Source organism: Achromobacter sp. RT286_PF (assembly GCF_059760425.1).
In genome coordinates, this window is record NZ_JCBAMR010000064.1 from 1 (window position 1) to 20406 (window position 20406).

Genomic DNA, 20406 nt, shown 5'->3' on the forward strand with positions numbered 1-20406 from the left:
CCACCCAGCAAGCCGCCGCCGACCGCGCCGCCCGAGGCGCCGCCCGCCGATCCACCCGTGGCGCCGCCGGTCACACCACCCAGCAAGCCGCCGAGCAATCCGCCGTTGGCCGCGCCGCCCGCCGTTCCGCCCGTCGCGCCACCGACCGCACCCTTCACGCCGCCCAGCAAGCTGGTCACCGGTGCCAACAAACCGTTCACGCCGCCCGCCGCGGGCGTTCCGCCCACGCGACCGACCCCGCCGAGGATGCCGGTGATCGGGCTGAGCAGGCCGCTCGTACCGCCACCGGTCACGCCGCCCGTTATGCCGCCTGTTACGCCGCCCAGGCCCAGGGCGCCGGTCACCGACGCCACCGCGCCGGTCGCGTTGGCCAACGTGGAGCCCAGCGGATTCGTATTGCCGGGCGTAGCGTGAACCAGACCGCCCGCGCTGGCGACCGCGCCGCCCAGGCCCTGCAACACGCCGTTCAGGCCGGCCGTGTTACCCGGCAACGTACCGCCCGCGCCGGCCAGCGTGCCGCCCAGGCTGGTCAACAGGCCGGCCACCGGGGCGCCCAGCTGCGTTTTCGCGCCCACTTGCTGCGTCAGGTTGGTCACCGTGCCGGCGATCGGCGCAACGTTCATGTCCAGCGCGGCACCGACGCCGCCCAGCGTCGGTTGCAAGCCCAGGGGCAGCACGTTGTCCACTGTTTTGCCAACATTGGACAGGGCCGGTTGCAGGACAGGGTTGGACGGGCCATCCAACAGGCGCCCCGTCACGCCGCCCGCCAGTTGCATGACCGGATTGAGCAAGCCCCCTTGGCCACCCAGGCCGTCCGTCAGGGCGCCCACGGCGTTGGTGGCGTTGCCCAGCATCGTCGTCAGCGGCATGGGATTGGCGGGGTCCGCGTTCAGCAGATCGCCCGCGCCGCCTACGGTTTTGCCCAAACCGTCCACCAGGCCACCCAGGCCGGAGCTCAAGCCTCCGGGCAGGCCGGCGCCCTTGATCGACGTGCCCAAATCGCTCACTGCGCCGCCTACTTGCGTCGTCACGCCGTCCACCGGAGCGCCCAGCCCGGTCGTGGCGCCCACTTGCTGAGTCAGCCCGACCACGGTGTTGACCACCGGTTCCACCGTGGGATCCAGTGCCTTGCCCACGCCGCCAAGCGTGGGGCCCAGATTCAGGGGCAACGTGTTGTCCACGGCGTTGCCGGTGTTGCCCAACGTCGTTTGCAGCAGGCCCGCCGTCACCGGATTGACCGGGGGATTGGGGTCGGTGCCGCCGGGAGTGCCCGGGTTGCCAGGGTTGCCGGGGTCCGTGCCACCGGGATTGGTGCCGCCCGGGTTGGTGCCACCGGGGTTCGTGCCGCCTGGGTTGGTCGGGATATCGATGCCGGGCAGGCCGGCGGTTTTCTTGCTACCACCGCTGCTTCCGCACGCCGCTAGCGCGCTGACGACAGCAGCGGCCATGACGGTGGCGGTCAAAATGCGTTGAATGCGGCTGGCTTCAATCTTGGACATCATGGCGAGCTCCTCGGGTTGGTAGGTCAGGCGTGGAAACCGCCCGGTACCGCTCTACATGCATAATCCGTGCCAAGATTTTTCAAACGGACCCATATTGCACGGGCCCACGCATTTGAGGGTTAATAAAATCCTTTGTTTTCAATGGTTTGGTGTGGATTCCAGGGTTTGTACCAGGCTTGGGAATTCGTCACTTTTGCGACCACAAAAAGCCTGCGAATGTTACGAATGGCCGGTTATCCGACGTTACGTTACGGGCGTCGTTACGTAACGCGGTGTTGGGAACCGGCGCAAATAAAGGTCGTTTCAGCCTGCCGCAAGCGCGCAAAAAAAAGCGCCTGTCGGAGCAGGCGCCAAAGGGGTCGGGAATGCGGTGCGTCAGAACGCGTCGTAGAACAACGAATAGTTGGCGTTAAAGCGCACGTCGCGGTCGTTATTGACCGTGGCCGATCCGATCGGCTTGGCCACGTTGAAATCGAACAGATAGTATTTATCGTCCGTGAAGCGCAGCCCCAGCGCCACCGAGGACAGGTGCCGCTGGTTCAGCGCTTGCAAGCCCTTGTTGTTGTACCAAGTGCGCGCATAGTCGATCAGCGCATAAGGCTGGACGGCCGACAGGTATTCCCAGCCTGTGCCGAAGCGCCGGTTGATTTCGGCCGATACGCCCACGCCCTTGTCCCCGCTTTGTTCCCCTTGCGGGTATCCCATTGCGTAGCGCCAGCTGCCAAAAGAGATTTGCTCGGACGAGGGCAATATATTGCTGGAATATTGCGCGGCGCCTGAAAACGTCAGGCCGAACTGGGCCGGCAGGGCGACGGTTTGTTTGGCGTTCAGGTTATAGCGGGCGAAATCCAGGTCCAGAATCGGCGTGGCGGAATAACCGTAATTGCTTGAGATATCCTTCTTCGCGCCCGCCGCATCAAAGCCTTTGGACACGCTGGCGGTTATGTCGGTTGTTTGGATTTCCGACAACTGTATATATCGTAATTCGATATTTGCAGCGCGTACCCGAGCGTCCTGTTGCAACCAGAGGTCGGCATTGCGCGATTCATATCGGTCTTTGGAATTGGCGGCGTACATGCCCACCGTGCCCGTCAGCGACCGCGTATTGCTCAAGAGGATCGGATAGCTGACCCCAATACCGATGCGGTCGTTCTTTACTCGGCGTTCAAACCCCAGATATTCGATCGCGTCGTCTTTGGGCTTGGCGTCATAGTGGTAACCATCCACTTTGATGGCCAACCCGTCAGGGCCGATGGGCACGCTGATTTCGCCCATTACATATTTCACGTCGTCGGTATTGAAGGGCACCGCCGCGGTCAACTTGACCTGTTCGCCCAACGGGGTAAGGCTGCTGGCGCCCACATTGACCAAGGGCTGCATACCGGTGCCCAGGTCGGCCACGCCGCCTGTCAAACTGAAAGGATGCCGGGTCGCGTTCAATACCAGTTCGGTGGCGCCGTCGGCGCGGCGCGGTAAATCCAGGCTGGGCGTGAACTTCACACCTGGCACCGTGCGCATCAGGTTCAGCTGCCGCTCCAGCGTGGCTTGTTTAAGCGGACGTTCCTCTTTCAGCGGGCCAGCCAAGGTATCCAGGCGATCTTGTGCGTTACCGATATCGCCTTCGATGCGCACATTGCTGATAAACCCTTCCACCACGGTCACGACCACCAGCCCATTCGCGAATGTCTGGTTTTGTACTAGTGCAAACGAAAGGGGGTGTCCCTTGTCGCGATATAGCTGCGTGATCTTATCGACCTGCTGGACCAGTTCCCCCAGGCTGATTTCCTTGCCTGACAAGGGGCTGAGTATTGCGGAAACCTCGTCGAAGGGAATGGCGTGCACGCCGCTGACATCGAAATTGCGCGGCACGATGCGTTGGGCCAACCGCGCCTGCAACGCCAGTTGCTCGGGGGTTGCCGTCTGCACGACGGGGGGCGGTTGTGTGGCGCCAGGCGGCCTTTCCAGCTGCGGGACCGCGTCGACGGGGTTGCCTCGCAAAGGGCCGTCGGCGCGCGCGGGAGCGCCAAAGAAAACCGTACAGATCAGGGCGAGGGTAAGCGAACTTGCCGGGTACGTACGTCTCATTGCCTAGTGTGTCTCTGTTTCTACCAACGCCGTCCCGATGAGTATTCGATATTGCGGGAATACTGAATAAAAATGGGGACGCAGTATTGTAAAAGGTGCTTCAGTGCGTCGTAGGCAATATGGTGCCAGCGGACGGAGTTAACAACAAATTATTTCATTGTGACCAGTCGGGAACGGCAGGATTACAACATATTGAGATTCTCATGAAAGAAAATATTTAAGTTTTATAAGGGTTAACTAGGGGATTTTTATTTAGTTCACCCTAGTTTTGCTGTATTGATTACATGTCGGTGGTCGTCGGGATGTGAATATACGTGTAAACCCTGATGTGTATTAAATGTTAATAGATAAGACTATATAAACGTTTCAAAACACATCGGTTATGAGCCACCGGGAGTCCACAAGATGGGCACGCATCACCCTAGTAATCATTGGCGCGATCAACCGATCCCGCTTTGCCTATTGCCGCTGTTTCACCGGGGCCGTTCATGAACCCGGGCGATATTGTTCCGCTCTCGTTCAACGGCGGCCTGGTCGCCCTGTCGTTTCTGACAGCGGTACTGGGCTCTTACGTCGCCTTGCTGGCGGCGGCGGGCATTCGCACAGAAACCCAGGACGGCGACCTGCGCATCGGTTACATCATCATCGGCGCGGTAGCCATGGGCGGCGTGGGCATCTGGAGCATGCACTTCATTGGCATGCAGGCGCAGAACCTGCCGTTTGATGTCGGTTATCAGGTTGGCCTGACCATACTGAGTTTCTTCGTTGCCGCCGGGTTTTCCGGCTGGGCCTTCTGGTATGTCGGCCGCGAACGCTTCACCTTTGGCCGATGCCTGGTGGGTGGCATGGCCGCCGGCCTGGGCGTGGCCGCGATGCACTACCTGGGCATGGGCGCGATGCGCATGCCGGCCGTGCTGCTGTGGAATCTGCCCATTGTCGTTTTATCGGTGCTTATCGCCGTAATTGCCGCTTCGGCCGCGCTCTGGCTGGCGTTCAATACCCAGAACGAGTTTCAACGAGGCGGCGCGGCCATTTTGATGGCAGTGGCCGTTTGCGGCATGCATTACACCGGCGCGGCGGCCGGCACGGTTATCTGCTCAACCCCCCGTGAGGCGTCCAGCCTGCAAATCGGCGGGGTGATGCTGCCGTATATCGCGTTTGTGTTGTCGGCGGTCATGTTGCTGATCATGCGTTGGCAACTGCAACGCGCGTCGACCCGTTTCCGTTCGCGCATGGCGCAGCGTATCGACTCGTTTATTGAATCGGCGCCTGTGGCTGAACCAGGCAAGGCGCCCGGCTCCACATTGGGGCCGGGCTAGCAGGGCCCGGTATGCGTTCGGATGCTCTTCATTCGGACGCGGCAAATACCGGCAATAGGGGGTCGGCACCGCTACGCGGATCGGCTCAATTATCAATCGAGTGTTAGGAGCTCGACATGAAAGCGAAACTTGCGCAGTTCTGGAACGACGAAGACGGCATCACCGCCCTGGAATACGGGTTGATCGCGGGTCTGGTGGCGGTGGCCCTCATCGCTGCCGTGGGGACTTTCACCGACGCCCTGGGCACCATGTTCACGGGACTCGGCACCAAGCTCAATACCGCAGGCGGGGGTTGATGCCCTAGCGCGCTAACGCGTACCGCGATGACCCAATGTGTCGGGGCATCGCGGTACGTGGCAGAAGTCCGAGGTTGTTTGCTTGACACGGGTTGCGCTCTTCTGGACGAGCGGGCCTGCCGTTGAATCTGCTTGATCAGAAGGTCCTGCCTTGTATCCAGGGGAAGTGCTGTGGCTGCTGTTGTTCGCATGCTGGAACGTGGTGCTGATCTACAACGATCTGCGCTATCGCCGCGTACCCAACACGTTGATCGTGGTGGGCTTCGTGGCGCAGCTGCTTTGGCTGCTGGCCGCCGCCTTCGTGCCTGGATGGACGTATCCGCCGCGCTGGACCGGATGGTTGATGTGTGGGGCAGGGTTTTTGGCGGCCCTGCTGTTCTTGCCGCTTTGGGGCCGGCGCCTCATGGGCGCGGGCGACGTCAAGGCAATCGCCATCCTGGGGCTGTGGCTGGGTCTGGCGCCGCTGATCCTGGTGATGGTGCTGGCCAGTCTGCTGGCCGGCGTGCACGCGCTGGCGTATGTGGTGGTGTCGCGCTATTGGGCGGTGTCGCACCGGCTGCGTCAAATTCCGTATGCCATGTATCTGGGTATCGCCGCGCTCAGCGTGGTTCTTATGCCCTTGAATTCGCCCTGGTATTCGTGGTGTTCTTCCTGGTGCTCTACGGCATCCTGACCTACGGGCTGGTGTTTCTTGCGCAGAATTCCGTCACGCTGGCCGCGCAGGACGGCGCCCGCAAAGTCCTGCAATGGCAGGCGGGCACCACGTCGCTGGCCGCGCGCGCCAACGCAGGCCGCGACACCGCACTGAATATCGCATCCTGGATGTCTTCCATGTCGGCCGCGCCGATCAAGGTTGCGGTTTGCGGCAGCGGCGGCGCCTTGAGCAGCAGCGCGGGCGGCACGTGCAGCGGTCAGCCGCTGGCCGCCGACCAGATCGAAGTGACGGTGTCGTATGCCTACGGCGCGCATCCGTTGATCCCCTCGTTTCCGCTGTTGCAGACGATGTTGATGCCGTCCACCAGCGTGCTCAGCGCGCGCGCCACGGTTCATCTTGGCAACACGCTGGGCGTGGGAGGCTGACATGGCACTGCCACGCACCCGTTTTGCGCCAGCGCTGCGCCAACGCGGCATTGCGGCGCTTGAACTGTCGCTGACGCTGACCATGCTGCTGATCTTCATCTGCGCCGTGGTGGGCTACGGCGTGTTGTTCTGGATGCAGCAACAGTTGGCAGCCGCCGCCGGAGAGGGCGCCCGCGCCGCCGTGTACGCGCAGATCAGCGGCAGCGCCAACGTGCAGGGCGATGCCTGCTCGGCCGCCATGAGTGTTTTCTCGACCGGCTCGGCGGTGGCATGCGCGACCACGCGCGCGCCGTGCGCCTGGGCCGGGTCCGGCGGCGAAGTCGCCAATTGCGCCACCGTCGCCATGACCTACAACACCCAGTCCTGGCCGCTGCTGGCCACATTGCAATCGTTCATCGTCTTGCTGCCCGGCACGAACAAGAACTGGGTACCAAGCAGGTTGTCGTCGAAAGCCATCGTGCAGATATCGCAAGGGACACCATGAGCAGTATTAGCAAGATCATTGCGGGCGTGTTGTTGGTGGCGGGCCTGGTGCTGGCCTTCCTGGCGTGGCGCCTGGCGTCGCATTCCGGTCCTCCGCCCGCCAATCCGTCACCGGTCGCCACCGCGCCGGCAGCGACGCCCGCGCCGCAAGTGGCCTTGCACGATGTTGTCGTGGCCAAGGAAGCCATTGCCGCCGGCACGCGCATCGACGCCGCAACAATGCTGACCGTCGCGCAATGGCAGGTGGCGCTTTCCAACAGCTTCAACACCCCGGCACCGCTGGAAGGCGCCGTGGCGCGCGTGGACATCGCAGCGGGTGACCCCATCGTTCCCAGCCTGCTGGCGCAGGGCCTTGCCAAGCAGCTCAAGCCCGGCGAACGGGCTGTCGCCATCGCGGTCGACGAAGTGGTCGGCGGCGGCAACCGCATTGCGCCCGGCGACCTGGTGGATGTGTTCTTCATGGTGGAAAAAGGCCAGGAAATCTCCGGGGGCCAGGCGCGCCTGCTGCAATCGCAGCTGCGCGTGCTGGCCTTTGGCAAAAGCTCGGTGGACGGTCCGGAAGAAAAATCCGTGCTGCAACAAGGCCCCGGGCAGCCGGCGCGGACCGCGGTGCTGGCGGTGCCGGTCGAACAGATCAATGAACTGATCCTGGCCAGCCGTGCCGGCCGTCTGCAACTGGCGTTGCGGCCCGTCGGTGATGACGCCGTGCCAGACGCCACGCTGTTTGCCAAGCGCGGCACGGTGTTGCCCACCCGCGCCGACCTTACCCCCGCGCAGCGTGAAGCCTTGTTGACCGGCCCAAACCGCGCCTTTGCGGGCGACAGCCTGGTGCAGCTTGAAGGCGCCACACCCGCGGCGCGAGCGCCCGCCAACCGAGTGTCGGCGCCCACTGCCGGCAGTGGCGGCGGCGGGGGCCGTACCGTTGAAATCGTGCGGGGAGACAAATCCGAGCGCGTTCGTTATTGAACTTGGCTGCGCGTGGCAGGTGCCGCCGCGGCTGGACCATTAGAAGCAACCAGATCCAGCACATGAAAAGATATCAGCGCACCACCATGATCTGCGTCCTGTCGGCCGCAGCGGCGATGACATACGGTGCCGTAAGCCTGGCCCAGGGCGCCGCGCCCTCGGCGGCGGCGAACGCACCGGTCCGCGATATCGCGGTGGCCGTCAAAGGCCAGCAATCGCTGATGCTTGACGGCGCCGCGCCCAGTCGCATTGCCATCGGCGACCCCGAGGTCGCCGACGTGAAAATCCTGCCGGCCTCCGGCAAGCGCGCGGGCTCCCTGCTGTTGTACGGCAAGAAGGCGGGCACCACGCAGTTGCAGATATGGACGGGCAACAGCCCCACGCCGCAGATCTGGAACGTGCGCGTGGCCACGTCGGTGCAGGCGGCCCTGGCCAGCCGCGGCGTGCAGGGCGGCCCCAACGTGGATATCGCGGGCGACCACGCGGTGGTGTCCGGCCACGCCGATACCCCGCTGGCGCAGATCGCCGCCGCCAAGGCAGCCGCCGCGGCAGTGGGCGACAAGAACGTCGTGGACGTGTCCTCGGCCGGCGCGGGCGGCGTCGTGCAGGTCGAAGTCAAGGTCGTGGAAGTGTCGCGGTCAGTGATGAAGCAGGCAGGCATCAATTTCGCCGCCAGCAATGGCCCCTGGGCCGGCGCCAGCGCCGTATCCCCGACGGGGCTGGCCGCGCCCCTGGGGTTCACGCCGGGCGGCCCGATTGCCGCGGGCTTCTCGCTGTTCTATGACACGAACAATTTCGCGGCGCGCCTGCGCCTCTTGCAAAGCAACGGCATGGCGCGCGTGCTGGCGGAACCCACGCTGGTCGCCCTGACGGGTCAAAGCGCCAGCTTCCTGGCAGGGGGCGAACTGCCGATTCCCGAAGCGGGGGGCCTGGGCACCACCACGGTGACCTTCAAGCCATTCGGTATCGGCCTGACGGTCACCCCGACCGTGCTGTCGCGCGATCGCATCTCGTTGAAGGTGGCGCCAGAGGCCAGTGAACTGGATTACAGCAACGGCATCGCCATCAACACCAGCAACGACGCCGGCACCGTCATCCCCGCGCTGCGCACGCGCCGGGCGGATACCACGGTGGAATTGGGCGACGGCGAGAGCTTCGTGATCAGCGGCCTGGTGTCGCGCCAGACCAAGGCGATGGTCAACAAGGTGCCCATGCTGGGCGACCTGCCGATCATCGGCGCGTTCTTTCGCAGCGTGGACTACTCGCAAGAGGACACGGAACTGGTCATCGTCGTGACGCCGCGCCTGGTGCGCCCGATTGCGCGCGGGGTGACGCTGCCGCTGCCAGGCGGCCGTCAAGAAACAGCAGATTCAACTTTTAATGCCTGGGGCTATTACCTGATGGGCCCGGTGGGCGGGCAGCAAATGCCGGGCTTTTCACGGTGAGCAATATGAAGACACATGCCAGCGAGTGGGTTGGCCTGCAAAACGGCAAGCGGTTCCTGTTTTGCTCAAAAGGCGATGGCGTCGCCGCGCAGCTTGGACAAGCTTTGGGAGACATGGGCATGTTGACCCAGGAATCCCCAAGCATCGAAGAGTTGGCGCGGCGTTTGACCGAGATCGGACCGCAAGTGATTTTCCTGGACTTCACGCTCAGTGAGGACGAACCCGGAAAGCTGTTCAAATCCGCCGAGCTGGCACGCTTGCTGGCGCGTATCGCGCCGACCGTGCCGCGTGTGGCGGTCGGTTTTCTCAGCCAGCCCGAAGGCGCCATCGCGGCGCTGCGTGCGGGCGTCAGCGATTTCGTGGACCCGACGGTCGCACCCGAGGAAGTCAAGGAAGTGGTGTTGCGCCTGCTTGACGTGCCGGCCAGTGGTGGCCGCATGGACGGCTCGCGTCGCAGCGTCCTGTTGCTGGGCGCGCGTCCGGGCGTGGGGACCAGCACGCTGGCCGTGCATCTGGCCGGCATGGTGCAAGACCGCTTGAAGCAGGCGCACCTTGCGCGCGCCAGCGCCAACGGCGCCAAGCCCGTCAAGCCGGCCGAACAATCGGGCGCCATGCTGCCCCTGGCCAGCCGCGTGGCCTTGATGGACCTGGGCTGGCCGGTGGGCGATTGCCAGCTTTACCTGAATATCGGTAGCGACTTTGATTTTGCGGAAGCCGCGCGCAACCTGCGCCGGCTGGATTCCACCTTGTTGGGTTCGGCGATGGCCCACACCAACAACGGTCTGAGCGTGTTGGCGCTACCGCGCGATCTATCCCAGATGCGCGACGTTTCGCAATCCGACTCCCTGCTGGTGTTCGAGCGCTTGCGCCAACACTTCGGCGTGGTCGTAGCGGATGCGGGCGGGTTCTCCAACCCGGAATTCGTGGCGGGCCTGGCTCGCTCGTCTCAACAGAACTGGATTGTGACCGACCAGAGCGTCGGGGCGCTGGTGTCGCTGGCCGGCCTGCTGCAAGAGCTGGAGCAACTGCATGTTGACCGCCGCAGCCTGGGCCTGATCGTCAACCGCTACGACGAACGCTACGGCATGACCGCGCAGCAGATTGCCGACCGCTTCCAACTGGATCTGGTGGGCACGTTGCCGGACCGCACGCTGGCCCTGATGGTCTGCACCAACCAGGGTCACCTGCTGCATGAAGAGGCCGAACGCGACGTGTATGTGCGCGCGGTGCAGACGCTGGCGGAAAAACTCAGCGCGGAAGAGAACACCCCCGGCGGGCGGGCTAGCTGGCTGGCCACATGGCTGCCCGGTGTGCACCGCCGCATGATCGTCGGTTAACGGCAAGCTTCACGGGACGGCGGCGGAATCCGACATGATCATGACAGCGACCATTGAATTCGGCGGTGACGGCGACAAGGACTTTGCCTCGTCGAACCGCTTCCAGGAAGTCAAGACGGCGGCGTACGAGCACCTGCTGTCGCGCATCGAAGAACTGGGCGCGGAGTTCGGCCGCTGGGCGCGATCGGCCATCCAGGAGTTCGTCGATATCGAAGTCGCGAGCTTTGTACGCTTGCGGCGCGTGCCGATCAACGAAGGCGAAATGCGCCTGATCGCCGAGGCGCTGACCAAGGAACTGGCCGGCCTGGGGCCGCTGGAAGACCTGCTTGCCGATCCGGCCGTCGAAGACATCCTGATCAACGGTTACGACAACGTGTTCGTCTCGCGGCGCGGGGTGCTGGCGCGCGAGACGCTGCGCTTTACCGATAACCAGCATGTGTTGCGCATCGTGCGCCGCATTCTTGCGCCCATCGGCCGGCGGCTGGACGAGTCCAGCCCCATGGTGGACGCGCGCTTGCCCGATGGCGGCCGGCTTAACGTGGTGATCGAACCCTTGGCCGTGGATGGCCCGATGGTGTCGATCCGCAAGTTTCGCCAGGACCCGCTCAAGCCCGCCGACCTGCTGACGCTGGGCACCTTTGACGAAGACATCTACCGGCTGCTGCATGAAGCCGTGAAGAACCGTTGCAACGTGCTGGTATCGGGCGGCACCAGCTCGGGCAAGACTTCGCTGTTGAATGCGCTGGCGTTCTTCATTCCGGAGACCGAGCGCGTGGTTACGGTGGAAGACACCGCCGAACTGTCGCTGAACCATCCGCACGTGGTGCGGCTGGAGTCGCGGCAGGGCGGCTTTGACGGCAGCGGCGCGGTCAGCATCCGCGAGTTGATCCGCAACAGCTTGCGCATGCGGCCCGACCGCGTGGTGGTGGGCGAAGTGCGCGGCGCGGAAGTCATGGACATGCTGCAAGCGATGAACACCGGCCATGAAGGGTCGATGGCTACCATTCACGCGAACTCACCGCGCGAATGCCTGTACCGGATCGAAATGCTGGCGGGCTTTGCGGGATTTCAGGGCAGCGAAGACAGCCTGCGCCGGCAGATCGCCAGCGCGCTGGACTTCATCGTGCAGATCGGCCGGCTGTCCAACGGCAAGCGGCGCGTGCTGTCGGTGACCGAAGTCACCGGCATGGGCGACAACGTCATCTCGACCCAGGAACTGTACCGCCACGAAACCTTCACCACGCCCGAGGGCGAAGAGAAAGACCGCTGGAACTGGCTGGGCATACACCCGCACACGCCCAAGCTGGCGAAGCTGCGCAACGAGCAGCGCGTGAGCGACAACCCGCCCGGCGACAACGATGGCGGCGGCGGGGGTTTCTGGAGCCGGAGGCGCTGATGCAAGACGCTTTGATCCTGGGGGCACTGGCGCTGGTGATGGCTTCGGGCGCGGTGCTGCTTTGGCGACATGCCAACAGCGGCGCCCGGCGCGCGGCCAGCTCTGCGTTCCTGGAGAACCAGCTCAAGCGCGGCCGCGAAACGCCGGAAGAAACGCCGTTCGCCGAGGGCGGGCGCGCGATGCGCAGCGGGTTTTCCAGCTGGGACCGGCTGCTGTTGCTGGCCGGCGTGCGCCAAAGTCCGGGCTTCTATTTACGCACGGCGGTGCCCGTGGTGCTGGGGGCGGTGCTGGCCTGGGTGTTCCTGGGGCCGCTGTCGGGCGTTGTGTCCTTCGTGATGCTGGCCGTGCTGATGTACTTCCTGCTGTGGCTGCGCGCCGACAAGCGGCGGCGCCGGATGATTGCGCAGCTGCCCGCCTTCCTGGACAACATCGTGCGCCTGATCACCATCGGCAACAGCATGGGCGCCGCGTTCCAGACGGCCGCCGCCACCACCGACCAACCGCTGCTGGAAGTGGTGGAAACGGCGGCCAGCCTGAGCCGCTCGGCCAAGGAACTGGACGCGGCGCTGGTACAGGTGTCGCGCATGTATGGCTTGAAAGAGTTGTACATGGTGGCCGCCGTGGTGTCGCTGGCGATGCGCTTTGGCGGACGCAGCGACCAGGTGCTGGAGCGCATGGCCGCGTTCATGCGCGACGTGGCGCAGGCGCGTAATGAATTGTCGGCAAGCTCGGCCGAAGTGCGCCTGTCGGCGTGGATCCTGGCGCTGCTGCCGGTGGGAATCGCCGGCTTCATCATCGTGGCGAACAACAAGCTTTTCATGGGCCTGTGGGAAGACCCCTTGGGCTTCAAGATGCTGCTGACCGCCGTGGTGCTGCAAATTGGCGGCTGCTATTGGCTGTATCGCATGGCCAAGTCGATTTAAGGGAAGGCAACGATGCGGATGCTGCAATCCTGGGATGTCTCTACCGTGTTGGCGGCGGCGCTGATGCTGGTGGCCGCCGCGCTGCTGGTGCTGGGCGTCAGCATGGCGCGCCGGCTGCGCGGGCAGGGCCGTAGCCGTCAGGTGATCGATCAGGCGCTGGCCACGCGCCAGGGCGGTGCGGCCGCGGCCGCGGCGGCCGCGACGGCCGACACAAGCCGGGGCCGTTTTTCGTCGGCGGCCCGGGTGGCCGACGCGTTCGGCAAGCGCCTGAGCGAAGGGCGCCTGGCTGACACGTTGCTGGCCGCCGAAGACCGCAAGATGGTCGACATGGCGGGCTATGCCAATACCGGCACGGCCCGCTCGCGCTTTGTCGCGGCGCGCTTCGGATTGGCCATTGCGCTGCCCATCGTGGCGGTGGTGATCGACCTGCGCAAGCACCTGACCGATTCCTCGATGGGCGTCTTCATCGCCGCGTTCTTCGGCTTTGCCATCGGCTATATGCTGCCCAAATGGGTGGTCAGCCGCCGCCTGGCGCGCCGCAAGCGCATGGCCGGCGATGAGCTGCCGCTGCTGATCGATCTGCTGCGCTTGCTGCAAGGGGTGGGCTTGTCCATCGACCAGAGCATGCAGGTGCTGATCAAAGAGTTCGCGCAGGTCTTGCCGGTGCTGTCGTACGAATTGCGCCTGGCCTCTGAACTGTATGTGCGTGGGCGCACGCGCGAGCAATCGCTGGCGCGGCTGGCCACGGGGTTTGATAACGACGACCTGTCGGCCATTTGCCGGCTGATCGCGCAGGTGGATCAGCATGGCGGCGCCGTGCAAGAACCGTTGAACCGGTTCGGCGAACGCCTGCGTGACAAGCGCCGGCTGGAACTGAAAGAAAAAGTGGGCAAGACCACCGTGAAGATGACGGGGGTCATGATCGTGACGCTGTTGCCCGCCCTGTTGATCGTGACGGGCGGCGCGGGGTTTATCGCGGTATTGCGTGGCATGTCACGCATGGGGGGCATGTAATGGCGGGCGTGATCAAGAAGGGTGGGGGCAATACCGGCGGGGGCGCCTTGCGGTGGACCCTGGTGGCGGCGGCCGTGGCGGCCGGTGCGGGCTTGACGGGATGCAAGACCAACAGCGCGGAATCGGCGTGGCAGCTGATCCAGCAGCAACAGCAGGAACAGGCGCTGGCGCGCCAGAAGGAAGATGAAGCGGACGCCAAGCGGCGTCCGAAAGAGCCTGAGATGATGCTGTCGCTGATTGCCGAGGCGCAGCGCCAAGAGCGTTATTTCGCGTCGCTGGCGTATATCGACGCGTATCAGCAGAAGTTCGGCAACGATGCGCGCGTGGCGGTGCTGCGCGCCGAGGCCTTGCGCCAGACCGGCCAGACGGCCATGAGCGAGCAAGCCTATCGCGCCTTGCTGTCCACCGATCAGGCGGCCGATGGCTGGCATGGCCTGGGCTTGATTGCCGGGGCGCGGGGGCAGTTCGATCAGGCCGCCGACGACTTTGCGCGCGCCGCCAAGCTGTCACCCATGGACGCGCGCATTCTGGGCGACCTGGGTTATGCGCGGCTGCGTGCCGGCGACCCGGCGGGCGCGCGCGTGCCCTTGGGGCAGGCGGCCGAGCTTGCGCCCGACAACGCCAAGGTGCTTGCCAATCTGGCGGTGCTGTTGCTGGTGGAAGGCGAGCCGGTGCGCGCGCAACGGCTGATGGACCAGGCCAAGCTTGGTGACGAGGCGCGCGGACAGGTGCTGCGCATGGCCTCGGACATCCGCGTGCAGCGGCCCCCGATGCCGGCATCCACGTCCACGTCTACGTCCACGTCCGCATCGGTCGCCGTGCCCGTGGCGGCCGATGCGTCGACGACTCGCGTGTCCAGCGGCGGCGGCATTGTCCTGCCGGTGATGAGTCCGTTGATGGATGGCCTGGGCAATGGGCCCATCGTGCGCTAACCCGAATCAGGAACGATATCCATGTCCACGACCCGCTATTTCGCATCCCGCGCTTTGCCCTCGGCAGTGGCTTGTGCATCGGCACTTGCCTCGCCTGCTGCATCGCCTTCCGCATTGCCTTCCGCATTGCCTTCCGCGTTGACCATCGCGCTGGCGGCAGCGCTGGCCGTGCTGGCGCCCATGTCGTCTTTGGCGCAGTCGAACGCGCCCTTGACCGGTGGCATGTCGGGCGGCGCAGCCGCCAGTGCACCCGCGCAGCCATTGCCGCAAGCGCAGCTGCCCGCTCGCCCCGTGGTGCAACAGGTGCAAAGCCCCATGCCGCAGCCGGGCACGGCGGCAACGACCCCAGCGACATCCACGACCCAAGGCGCCCAGGCAGCGCAGGCGGCCGCGCCCGAAGAAGCGTTTGGCGACGTCACCCGTGGCCTGCTCGCCGCGCAGGCCGATGGCCGCCGCGCGGGCAATGCCTTGCCCGTGCTGGGGCCCGTCTCCACCGCCGCGTGGAACCGCTATCTGGAGAGCTTCTCGCATCCCATCCCGGAATATTTCCAGAAGCGGGTCGAAACCAAAAACACCAACTGACCCGCGCCCACCCCGTTGCCAGCTGATGGCAACTTCAGGATTGCCCGATCATGCCTGCCCCAGTCCAACCCTTTTGTCGTGTGTCCCTGTCGCGCCAGCGCGGCAGCATGGCCGTCGCCGTGGTATTCGCGGTGTTGGTCGGCTTGGCGATGTTGGGCGTGGCGCAGTTGGGCTACGGCTACTACATGAAGCGCGAGATCCAGAAGGCAGCGGACCTGGCCGCCTTGACGGCCGTGCAGGTGCTGGGCATGGGCTCGGCCGCCGACTGCACCCGCGCCACGTCGGCCGGCAAGGCCTCGGCGCTGGCAAACGTGCCCAACATTTTCGACACCTTCACCGCGGCCGACATCACGGTGCAATGCAAGCTGTGGGATTCCACCCGAGCCGACGCCTCGGGCATGCACGTATTCGATCCGGCCAGCGGCCAGGCGCTGAATGCGGTGCGCCTGACCATCCGCAAGGAATTGGCCAGTTTGTTCGGCACCTTGGGCTTGAGCACCACCGTCTCGGTGAATGCGGTGGCGACCAATACTCAACCCGTTGCGGCCTTCATGGTCGGTTCGCGCCTGTTGCGCTTGCAACGCGGCGGCCTGCTGTCGCAGCTGTTGTCGACGGTAGGCGCCACCCCCACGCAGCTGGACGTGCTGGACGCGGCCGGGTTGGCCAGCGTCAACATCACGCCGTCGGGCTTGCTCAAGGCGCTGGGCCTGCCGCTGTCGGTCGCCACGGGCGTGGGCACGCCGGCTGAACTGGCCGCCGTCAACAACCTGACGCTGGGCCAATTGCTGCAAGCCACCCTTACCGTCGTCAACCAAAGCGGTACCGCGGGCGCCGACGTGGGCCTGGTCAGCAACGCCATCAACACGGTGCTGGCGGTGATGCCGCTGAACCTGCCGGTCAAGCTGTTCGGCAATGGAGGCGTGTTGAACCTGGCGGTGGTGGGCGGGGACGCGACCGGCGCGCTGTCAGCTAACGTCAACGCGCTGAACGTGCTGGAAACCGCGCTGGTGGTGGCCAACGGACAAAACCTGATCAACCTGGGGCTGAGTGTGCCGCTGCTTGGCGTGGATGCGCGCGTGCGCGTAGTCGAACCGCCCACGCTGGCTGTTGGCGGTATCGGCACGCAGGCCACCAGCGCGGGCATCCGCGTCTACCTGCGCGTCAGCACCAGCAATATTCCGCTGGTGGGGCCGTTGCTGGCGAACACGTTGGGTACCAAGGTCGACCTGCCCATCATCATCGATGTGGCGCAGTCCACCGGCACGCTGACCAACCTGTGCCAGGCGCCGCTGACCCAGCATCAGGCCACCATTGCCGTGACCTCGTCGTTGGCGAATATCTGCCTGGGGCGCTTTCCCGGCATGACGTCCAGCACCGACCAGACCGCCGCCAACTTCGTGTCACTGACCAACAGCTGCCAGCCCGGCGCGTTTGCGGCCATCCAACGCCATCAGGTGTTGAACGTGCTGGGCATTCTGCCGTTGACTGCCAAGGTGACCTTGCCCGTGTTCAATTCCACCGCGCCGGTGTCGGTAACGTTGACTGAGCCTCCGGGCACACCGTCCACACAGACCGTCACCGCCACGTCCGTGAACCTGGGTGCGCTGGCCTCGAACCTGTCCGACGCCGTCGTCGGCGGCATTTTGGGCGATCTGTACAGCACGGGAACCCCCCTGTCCGCCGCGGACCGCACGGCGCTGGCCACCAGCCTGGTGGGCGGGGGCGGCAGCAGCGCGGGCAAGTCGATCACGCAGGTCTACAACGACATGCAGTGGTCCACGACCGCGCTTAACCAGCTAAGCACCAGGCTGACCACGGGCGGCCTGACGGGCGTGCTGGGCGGCACGCTGCAACTGGTCGGCAACATCCTGACGTCCCTGCTGGTGGCGCCCCTGAATGACGTGGTGTGCGCGCTGGGGCTTACCCCCAGCGCCATCCGCACGTGCCGGATCAATTCGGTGGCCGCGCAGGCGCTCAGTGGAAGCTCGCAGGTGGGCGGGGTGCTGTCAATAGTGGTGAACCTCTTGCAGCCGGTGCTGGCACCCCTGTCCACCGCGCTGCAACAGTTGCTGGACCTGCTGGGTATCAGCGTGGGCCAGACCGATGTGTCGCTGCTGTCCGTGGATTGCGGGCAGCCCCGCCTGGTGTACTGATGAAGATGCCTTTGATCACCGTTCAATCCTTGCCGGCAGGGTTGCTGCCATGACTCAGAAATTCGCCCGTGACGAGTTCGATCTGTACGTCTGGGAAGGCACGTCCGACATCGCCAGCCGCGCCGAGCGCTGCCTGGCCGGCATGGACGTGACGCTGGTGCGCGCGGACGTGGGCACCGCATTTCCGCCGCCGCGCGACCCAGGCCGCCCGGCCGTCGCCCTGGTGTCGGTGTCGGTCATGGGGGACAACCGGTTCAGCGGCTACGACTGGTTGTCGGCGCAGGCCATGCCGGTGATCTGGGTGTCCGCCGAAACGCGTGGCCGCGATCCTCGCTACTACCCTCCCGAGTATTCCTACACCTTGCCGCTGTCGTTCACCACGGCTGACCTGCGCAAGCTGCTATATGAATTGCTGGGCACGCTGGAGCAGTTCAGCCGGTCCGCGCCCAAGCGCGAGCAACCCCTGATTGCGGTGTCCGAACCCATGCGCGCGCTACTGGCCGAAGCCGAGATGTTTGCCGATTGCCGCAGCAATGCGCTGATCCACGGCGAAACCGGCGTCGGCAAAGAGCGCATCGCGCGCCTGCTGCACGACCGCGCGGCTTGGTCCGACGGCCCCTTCGTGGCGGTCAACTGCGGGGCCATCCCGGAAGGCCTGTTCGAGGCGCATTTCTTCGGACATGCCAAGGGCGCGTTCACCGGCGCCGTGGGCGCGCACAAGGGCTATTTCGAACAGGCCAATGGCGGCACGCTGTTCCTGGATGAAATTGGCGACCTGCCGCTATACCAACAGGTGAAACTGCTGCGCGTGCTGGAGCAAAGCGCAGTGACCCGGCTGGGTTCCACCGTGGAAATTCCGGTGGATTTTCGCCTGGTCGCGGCAACCAACAAAGACCTGCGCGTGCTGGTGGGGCAGGACGAATTCCGGGCCGATCTCTATTACCGGCTGGCGGTGATCGAACTGCGCATTCCGAATCTTGAGCAGCGGGGCGGCGATGAAAAGATCGCCATATTCCGCGCGTTGCTGGCTCGCCTGGGCTGCGACGGCGAGCCCCCGGAATGGCTGCTGGACCGCGTGGCGCGCACGCGCTACGCCGGCAACGTGCGCGAACTGTCCAACGTGGCCGAGCGCGTGGCCATCATGCGCCGGCAATTCGGCGCCTGGGACGAATCGCGCATCGCGCGCATCTTCGATCAGATCGGGGAACCCCTGCGCGCCGCCAGCACGCTGTGCGAGCCACCGGTATTCACCGACGCCGAGCGGGCCGAACGCGCCCGCATCCTGGCGGCGCTGGACGTTAACGGCTGGCGCCGGCAAGACACCGCGAACACGCTCGGTATCAGCCGCAAAGTGCTGTGGGAAAAGATGCGCAAGCTGCATCTGGGCGGCGGGCAGGGCGAAACGGCGGAGGGCGTCGTGGAGGCCTCCTGATCCTGCAATTGGGGAAGCCCCCTAGGGGGCGACAGATCGTTCGCGGCCTATGTAAGCAGATCAACCGTGAGCGAAATAAATTGCTATAGTTCCGCAACGATTTTTTTGGGGAAGGCATGAACGTCCAATTTATCCGTGCCGCCACACGCATGGCGCTGTTAGGCACGGCGTTGTCCGGCCTGGCGGCGTGCGCCAGCGCTCAATCCGAAGCGCCACGGCCCACGGTTAAGCAGGTCGAAGATACCAAGGCGGCTGACGCCCCGGTAACCCCGCCCGTGACCCCGCCCGCAGCGCCCGCCCGGCCTGCGTCCACCGTGGCCGAACTGCAAGGCCTGATCCAGGCGCGCCAGGTGTCCGAGCTGCGCACGGCCTACAACGGCACGTATGGCGCCAGCCTGTTGTTCAAGCCCGACGACCTGACCTATTACGTGGCGCTGTTTCAACAGAAGGATTTTTGGCGCGTGCTGAAGACGCTGTCTGAAAAGCAGGCCGAATCCACCTACCGCGCGTTCGCCGCGCAATCGGCGGACCTGGCTGAAGTGGACATCAAGCGCATCAAGCTGCAAGCCGAATATGCGCATGCCGAAAAGCTGCTGGCCAGCCGTAGCGAGCAACTGAGCACGCTGCAAGCCGACCGTACGCTGCGCATGCAGCAGGAACAGCAAGTGGCCGCGCGCCAGGAACAGTCGCGCCAGGAAGCCACGGCGCTGGCCGACCAGCAAAAGGACGTACGCCAGCAACTGCGTGATTTGCAGCGCCAGATCGATGCGCTTCAGGCCCAGCAAGCCCAGATCGACGGCGGCCCGGGGGCCAAGCGCGGCAAGTAAGCGTGCGCTTTTGCCAAGACGGGCCTGCGGGCCCGTTTTTCTTGGCCGGGCGGTAATGACCCCGCGCATTTCAGGGGATAGTGGGGTGGCTGGCCGGATACTTGTATTCTTGCCGCAGACCCCCATATGGCAACCATGGCTCTTAAAGTTTTTGACCTCCAGTGCGAACACAGCCACGTATTCGAAGGCTGGTTCGGCTCGCACGAAGACTACGACGCGCAACAGGCGCGTGGCCTGGTTACGTGCCCCGTTTGCGGGTCGGCCAGCATCACCAAGCGATTGTCGGCGCCGCGCCTGAACGTGTCGCATCTGCACGCGCCGGCCAGCCCGCCCGCCGTGCCCGCGGGCGCCTCGGACGCCGAGAAAATGGCCGCGGTGCAGGCCATCGTGATGAAACAGGTGCGCGCGTTGCTGCGCAACACTGAAAACGTCGGCCCGCGCTTTGCCGAAGAAGCGCGCCGCATCCACGAGGGCGACGCCGACGAGCGCCCGATACGCGGCACGGCCACGCCGGATGAACGCGCCGCGCTGGTCGAAGACGGCATCGAAGTCATGGCCGTGCCGGACTTTCTGGACGACGAGCGCCTGCAATAACGCTTGCGGTGGTCAACAAAAAAGCCAGGCCCGCGAATTG

Annotated in this window: 19 protein-coding genes; 17 read left to right on the plus strand and 2 right to left on the minus strand. The window is 64.9% G+C overall.

Annotated features, from left to right (window positions below):
- Together AC6LJY_RS27015 and AC6LJY_RS27020 are read right to left on the minus strand one after the other, a co-directional pair.
- Positions 1-1502: collagen-like triple helix repeat-containing protein (locus tag AC6LJY_RS27015; protein ID WP_498137179.1), on the minus strand; the 1502-nt coding region annotated here is incomplete at its 3' end.
- A gap of 375 nt (positions 1503-1877) precedes the next feature.
- Complete coding sequence (locus AC6LJY_RS27020; protein ID WP_498137180.1) at positions 1878-3587, minus strand: ShlB/FhaC/HecB family hemolysin secretion/activation protein; 1710 nt, start codon at positions 3585-3587, stop codon at positions 1878-1880.
- A gap of 488 nt (positions 3588-4075) precedes the next feature.
- Here AC6LJY_RS27020 and AC6LJY_RS27025 point away from each other — a divergent pair, with 488 nt between their 5' ends.
- The 17 genes from AC6LJY_RS27025 (at position 4076) to AC6LJY_RS27105 (ending at position 20366) form a co-directional block, all read left to right on the plus strand.
- Positions 4076-4906: an MHYT domain-containing protein gene (locus AC6LJY_RS27025; RefSeq protein WP_498137181.1), complete on the plus strand. Its 831-nt coding sequence runs from the start codon at positions 4076-4078 to the stop codon at positions 4904-4906.
- 116 nt (positions 4907-5022) lie between these two features.
- The gene (locus AC6LJY_RS27030) at positions 5023-5202 is read left to right on the plus strand and encodes a Flp family type IVb pilin (protein WP_046804090.1); all 180 of its coding nucleotides are present in this window, start codon (positions 5023-5025) and stop codon (positions 5200-5202) included.
- A 151-nt stretch (positions 5203-5353) separates the two neighbouring features.
- A complete protein-coding gene (locus AC6LJY_RS27035; protein ID WP_046804089.1) occupies positions 5354-5875 on the plus strand; it encodes an A24 family peptidase in 522 nt (173 codons plus the stop codon).
- Positions 5845-6282 (plus strand): TadE family protein, encoded by a 438-nt coding sequence (locus tag AC6LJY_RS27040; RefSeq protein WP_371683079.1) that lies wholly within the window; start codon positions 5845-5847, stop codon positions 6280-6282. The genes AC6LJY_RS27035 and AC6LJY_RS27040 overlap by 31 nt, the downstream gene beginning before the upstream one ends.
- Before the next feature lies 1 nt (position 6283).
- A complete protein-coding gene (locus AC6LJY_RS27045; protein ID WP_498137182.1) occupies positions 6284-6766 on the plus strand; it encodes a TadE/TadG family type IV pilus assembly protein in 483 nt (160 codons plus the stop codon).
- Positions 6763-7731: a Flp pilus assembly protein CpaB gene (cpaB, locus tag AC6LJY_RS27050; RefSeq protein ID WP_104144278.1), complete on the plus strand. Its 969-nt coding sequence runs from the start codon at positions 6763-6765 to the stop codon at positions 7729-7731. The genes AC6LJY_RS27045 and cpaB overlap by 4 nt, the downstream gene beginning before the upstream one ends.
- Positions 7732-7793: 62 nt before the next feature.
- Positions 7794-9176 (plus strand): type II and III secretion system protein family protein, encoded by a 1383-nt coding sequence (locus AC6LJY_RS27055; protein ID WP_498137183.1) that lies wholly within the window; start codon positions 7794-7796, stop codon positions 9174-9176.
- Complete coding sequence (locus AC6LJY_RS27060; protein ID WP_498137184.1) at positions 9173-10513, plus strand: P-loop NTPase family protein; 1341 nt, start codon at positions 9173-9175, stop codon at positions 10511-10513. The genes AC6LJY_RS27055 and AC6LJY_RS27060 overlap by 4 nt, the downstream gene beginning before the upstream one ends.
- Before the next feature lie 34 nt (positions 10514-10547).
- Entirely contained in the window at positions 10548-11909 is a 1362-nt protein-coding gene (locus AC6LJY_RS27065) for a TadA family conjugal transfer-associated ATPase (RefSeq protein WP_498137185.1), read from the plus strand.
- Positions 11909-12832, plus strand: coding sequence for a type II secretion system F family protein (locus AC6LJY_RS27070; RefSeq protein ID WP_314361706.1), 924 nt, complete (start codon positions 11909-11911; stop codon positions 12830-12832). The genes AC6LJY_RS27065 and AC6LJY_RS27070 overlap by 1 nt, the downstream gene beginning before the upstream one ends.
- A gap of 12 nt (positions 12833-12844) precedes the next feature.
- Complete coding sequence (locus AC6LJY_RS27075) at positions 12845-13846, plus strand: type II secretion system F family protein (RefSeq protein ID WP_046804082.1); 1002 nt, start codon at positions 12845-12847, stop codon at positions 13844-13846.
- Positions 13846-14778 (plus strand): tetratricopeptide repeat protein, encoded by a 933-nt coding sequence (locus tag AC6LJY_RS27080; protein WP_314359778.1) that lies wholly within the window; start codon positions 13846-13848, stop codon positions 14776-14778. The genes AC6LJY_RS27075 and AC6LJY_RS27080 overlap by 1 nt, the downstream gene beginning before the upstream one ends.
- 180 nt (positions 14779-14958) lie before the next feature.
- Entirely contained in the window at positions 14959-15360 is a 402-nt protein-coding gene (locus tag AC6LJY_RS27085) for a DUF3613 domain-containing protein (protein ID WP_314359781.1), read from the plus strand.
- A gap of 50 nt (positions 15361-15410) precedes the next feature.
- On the plus strand, positions 15411-17513 hold the full coding sequence (locus AC6LJY_RS27090) for a TadG family pilus assembly protein (RefSeq protein WP_498137186.1): 2103 nt from the start codon (positions 15411-15413) through the stop codon (positions 17511-17513).
- A gap of 49 nt (positions 17514-17562) precedes the next feature.
- On the plus strand, positions 17563-18945 hold the full coding sequence (locus AC6LJY_RS27095; protein WP_219990563.1) for a sigma 54-interacting transcriptional regulator: 1383 nt from the start codon (positions 17563-17565) through the stop codon (positions 18943-18945).
- A 116-nt stretch (positions 18946-19061) separates the two neighbouring features.
- On the plus strand, positions 19062-19772 hold the full coding sequence (locus AC6LJY_RS27100) for a DUF2968 domain-containing protein (protein ID WP_314359776.1): 711 nt from the start codon (positions 19062-19064) through the stop codon (positions 19770-19772).
- A 135-nt stretch (positions 19773-19907) separates the two neighbouring features.
- The gene (locus AC6LJY_RS27105; RefSeq protein ID WP_104144475.1) at positions 19908-20366 is read left to right on the plus strand and encodes a DUF1178 family protein; all 459 of its coding nucleotides are present in this window, start codon (positions 19908-19910) and stop codon (positions 20364-20366) included.
- Positions 20367-20406 lie beyond the last annotated feature (40 nt).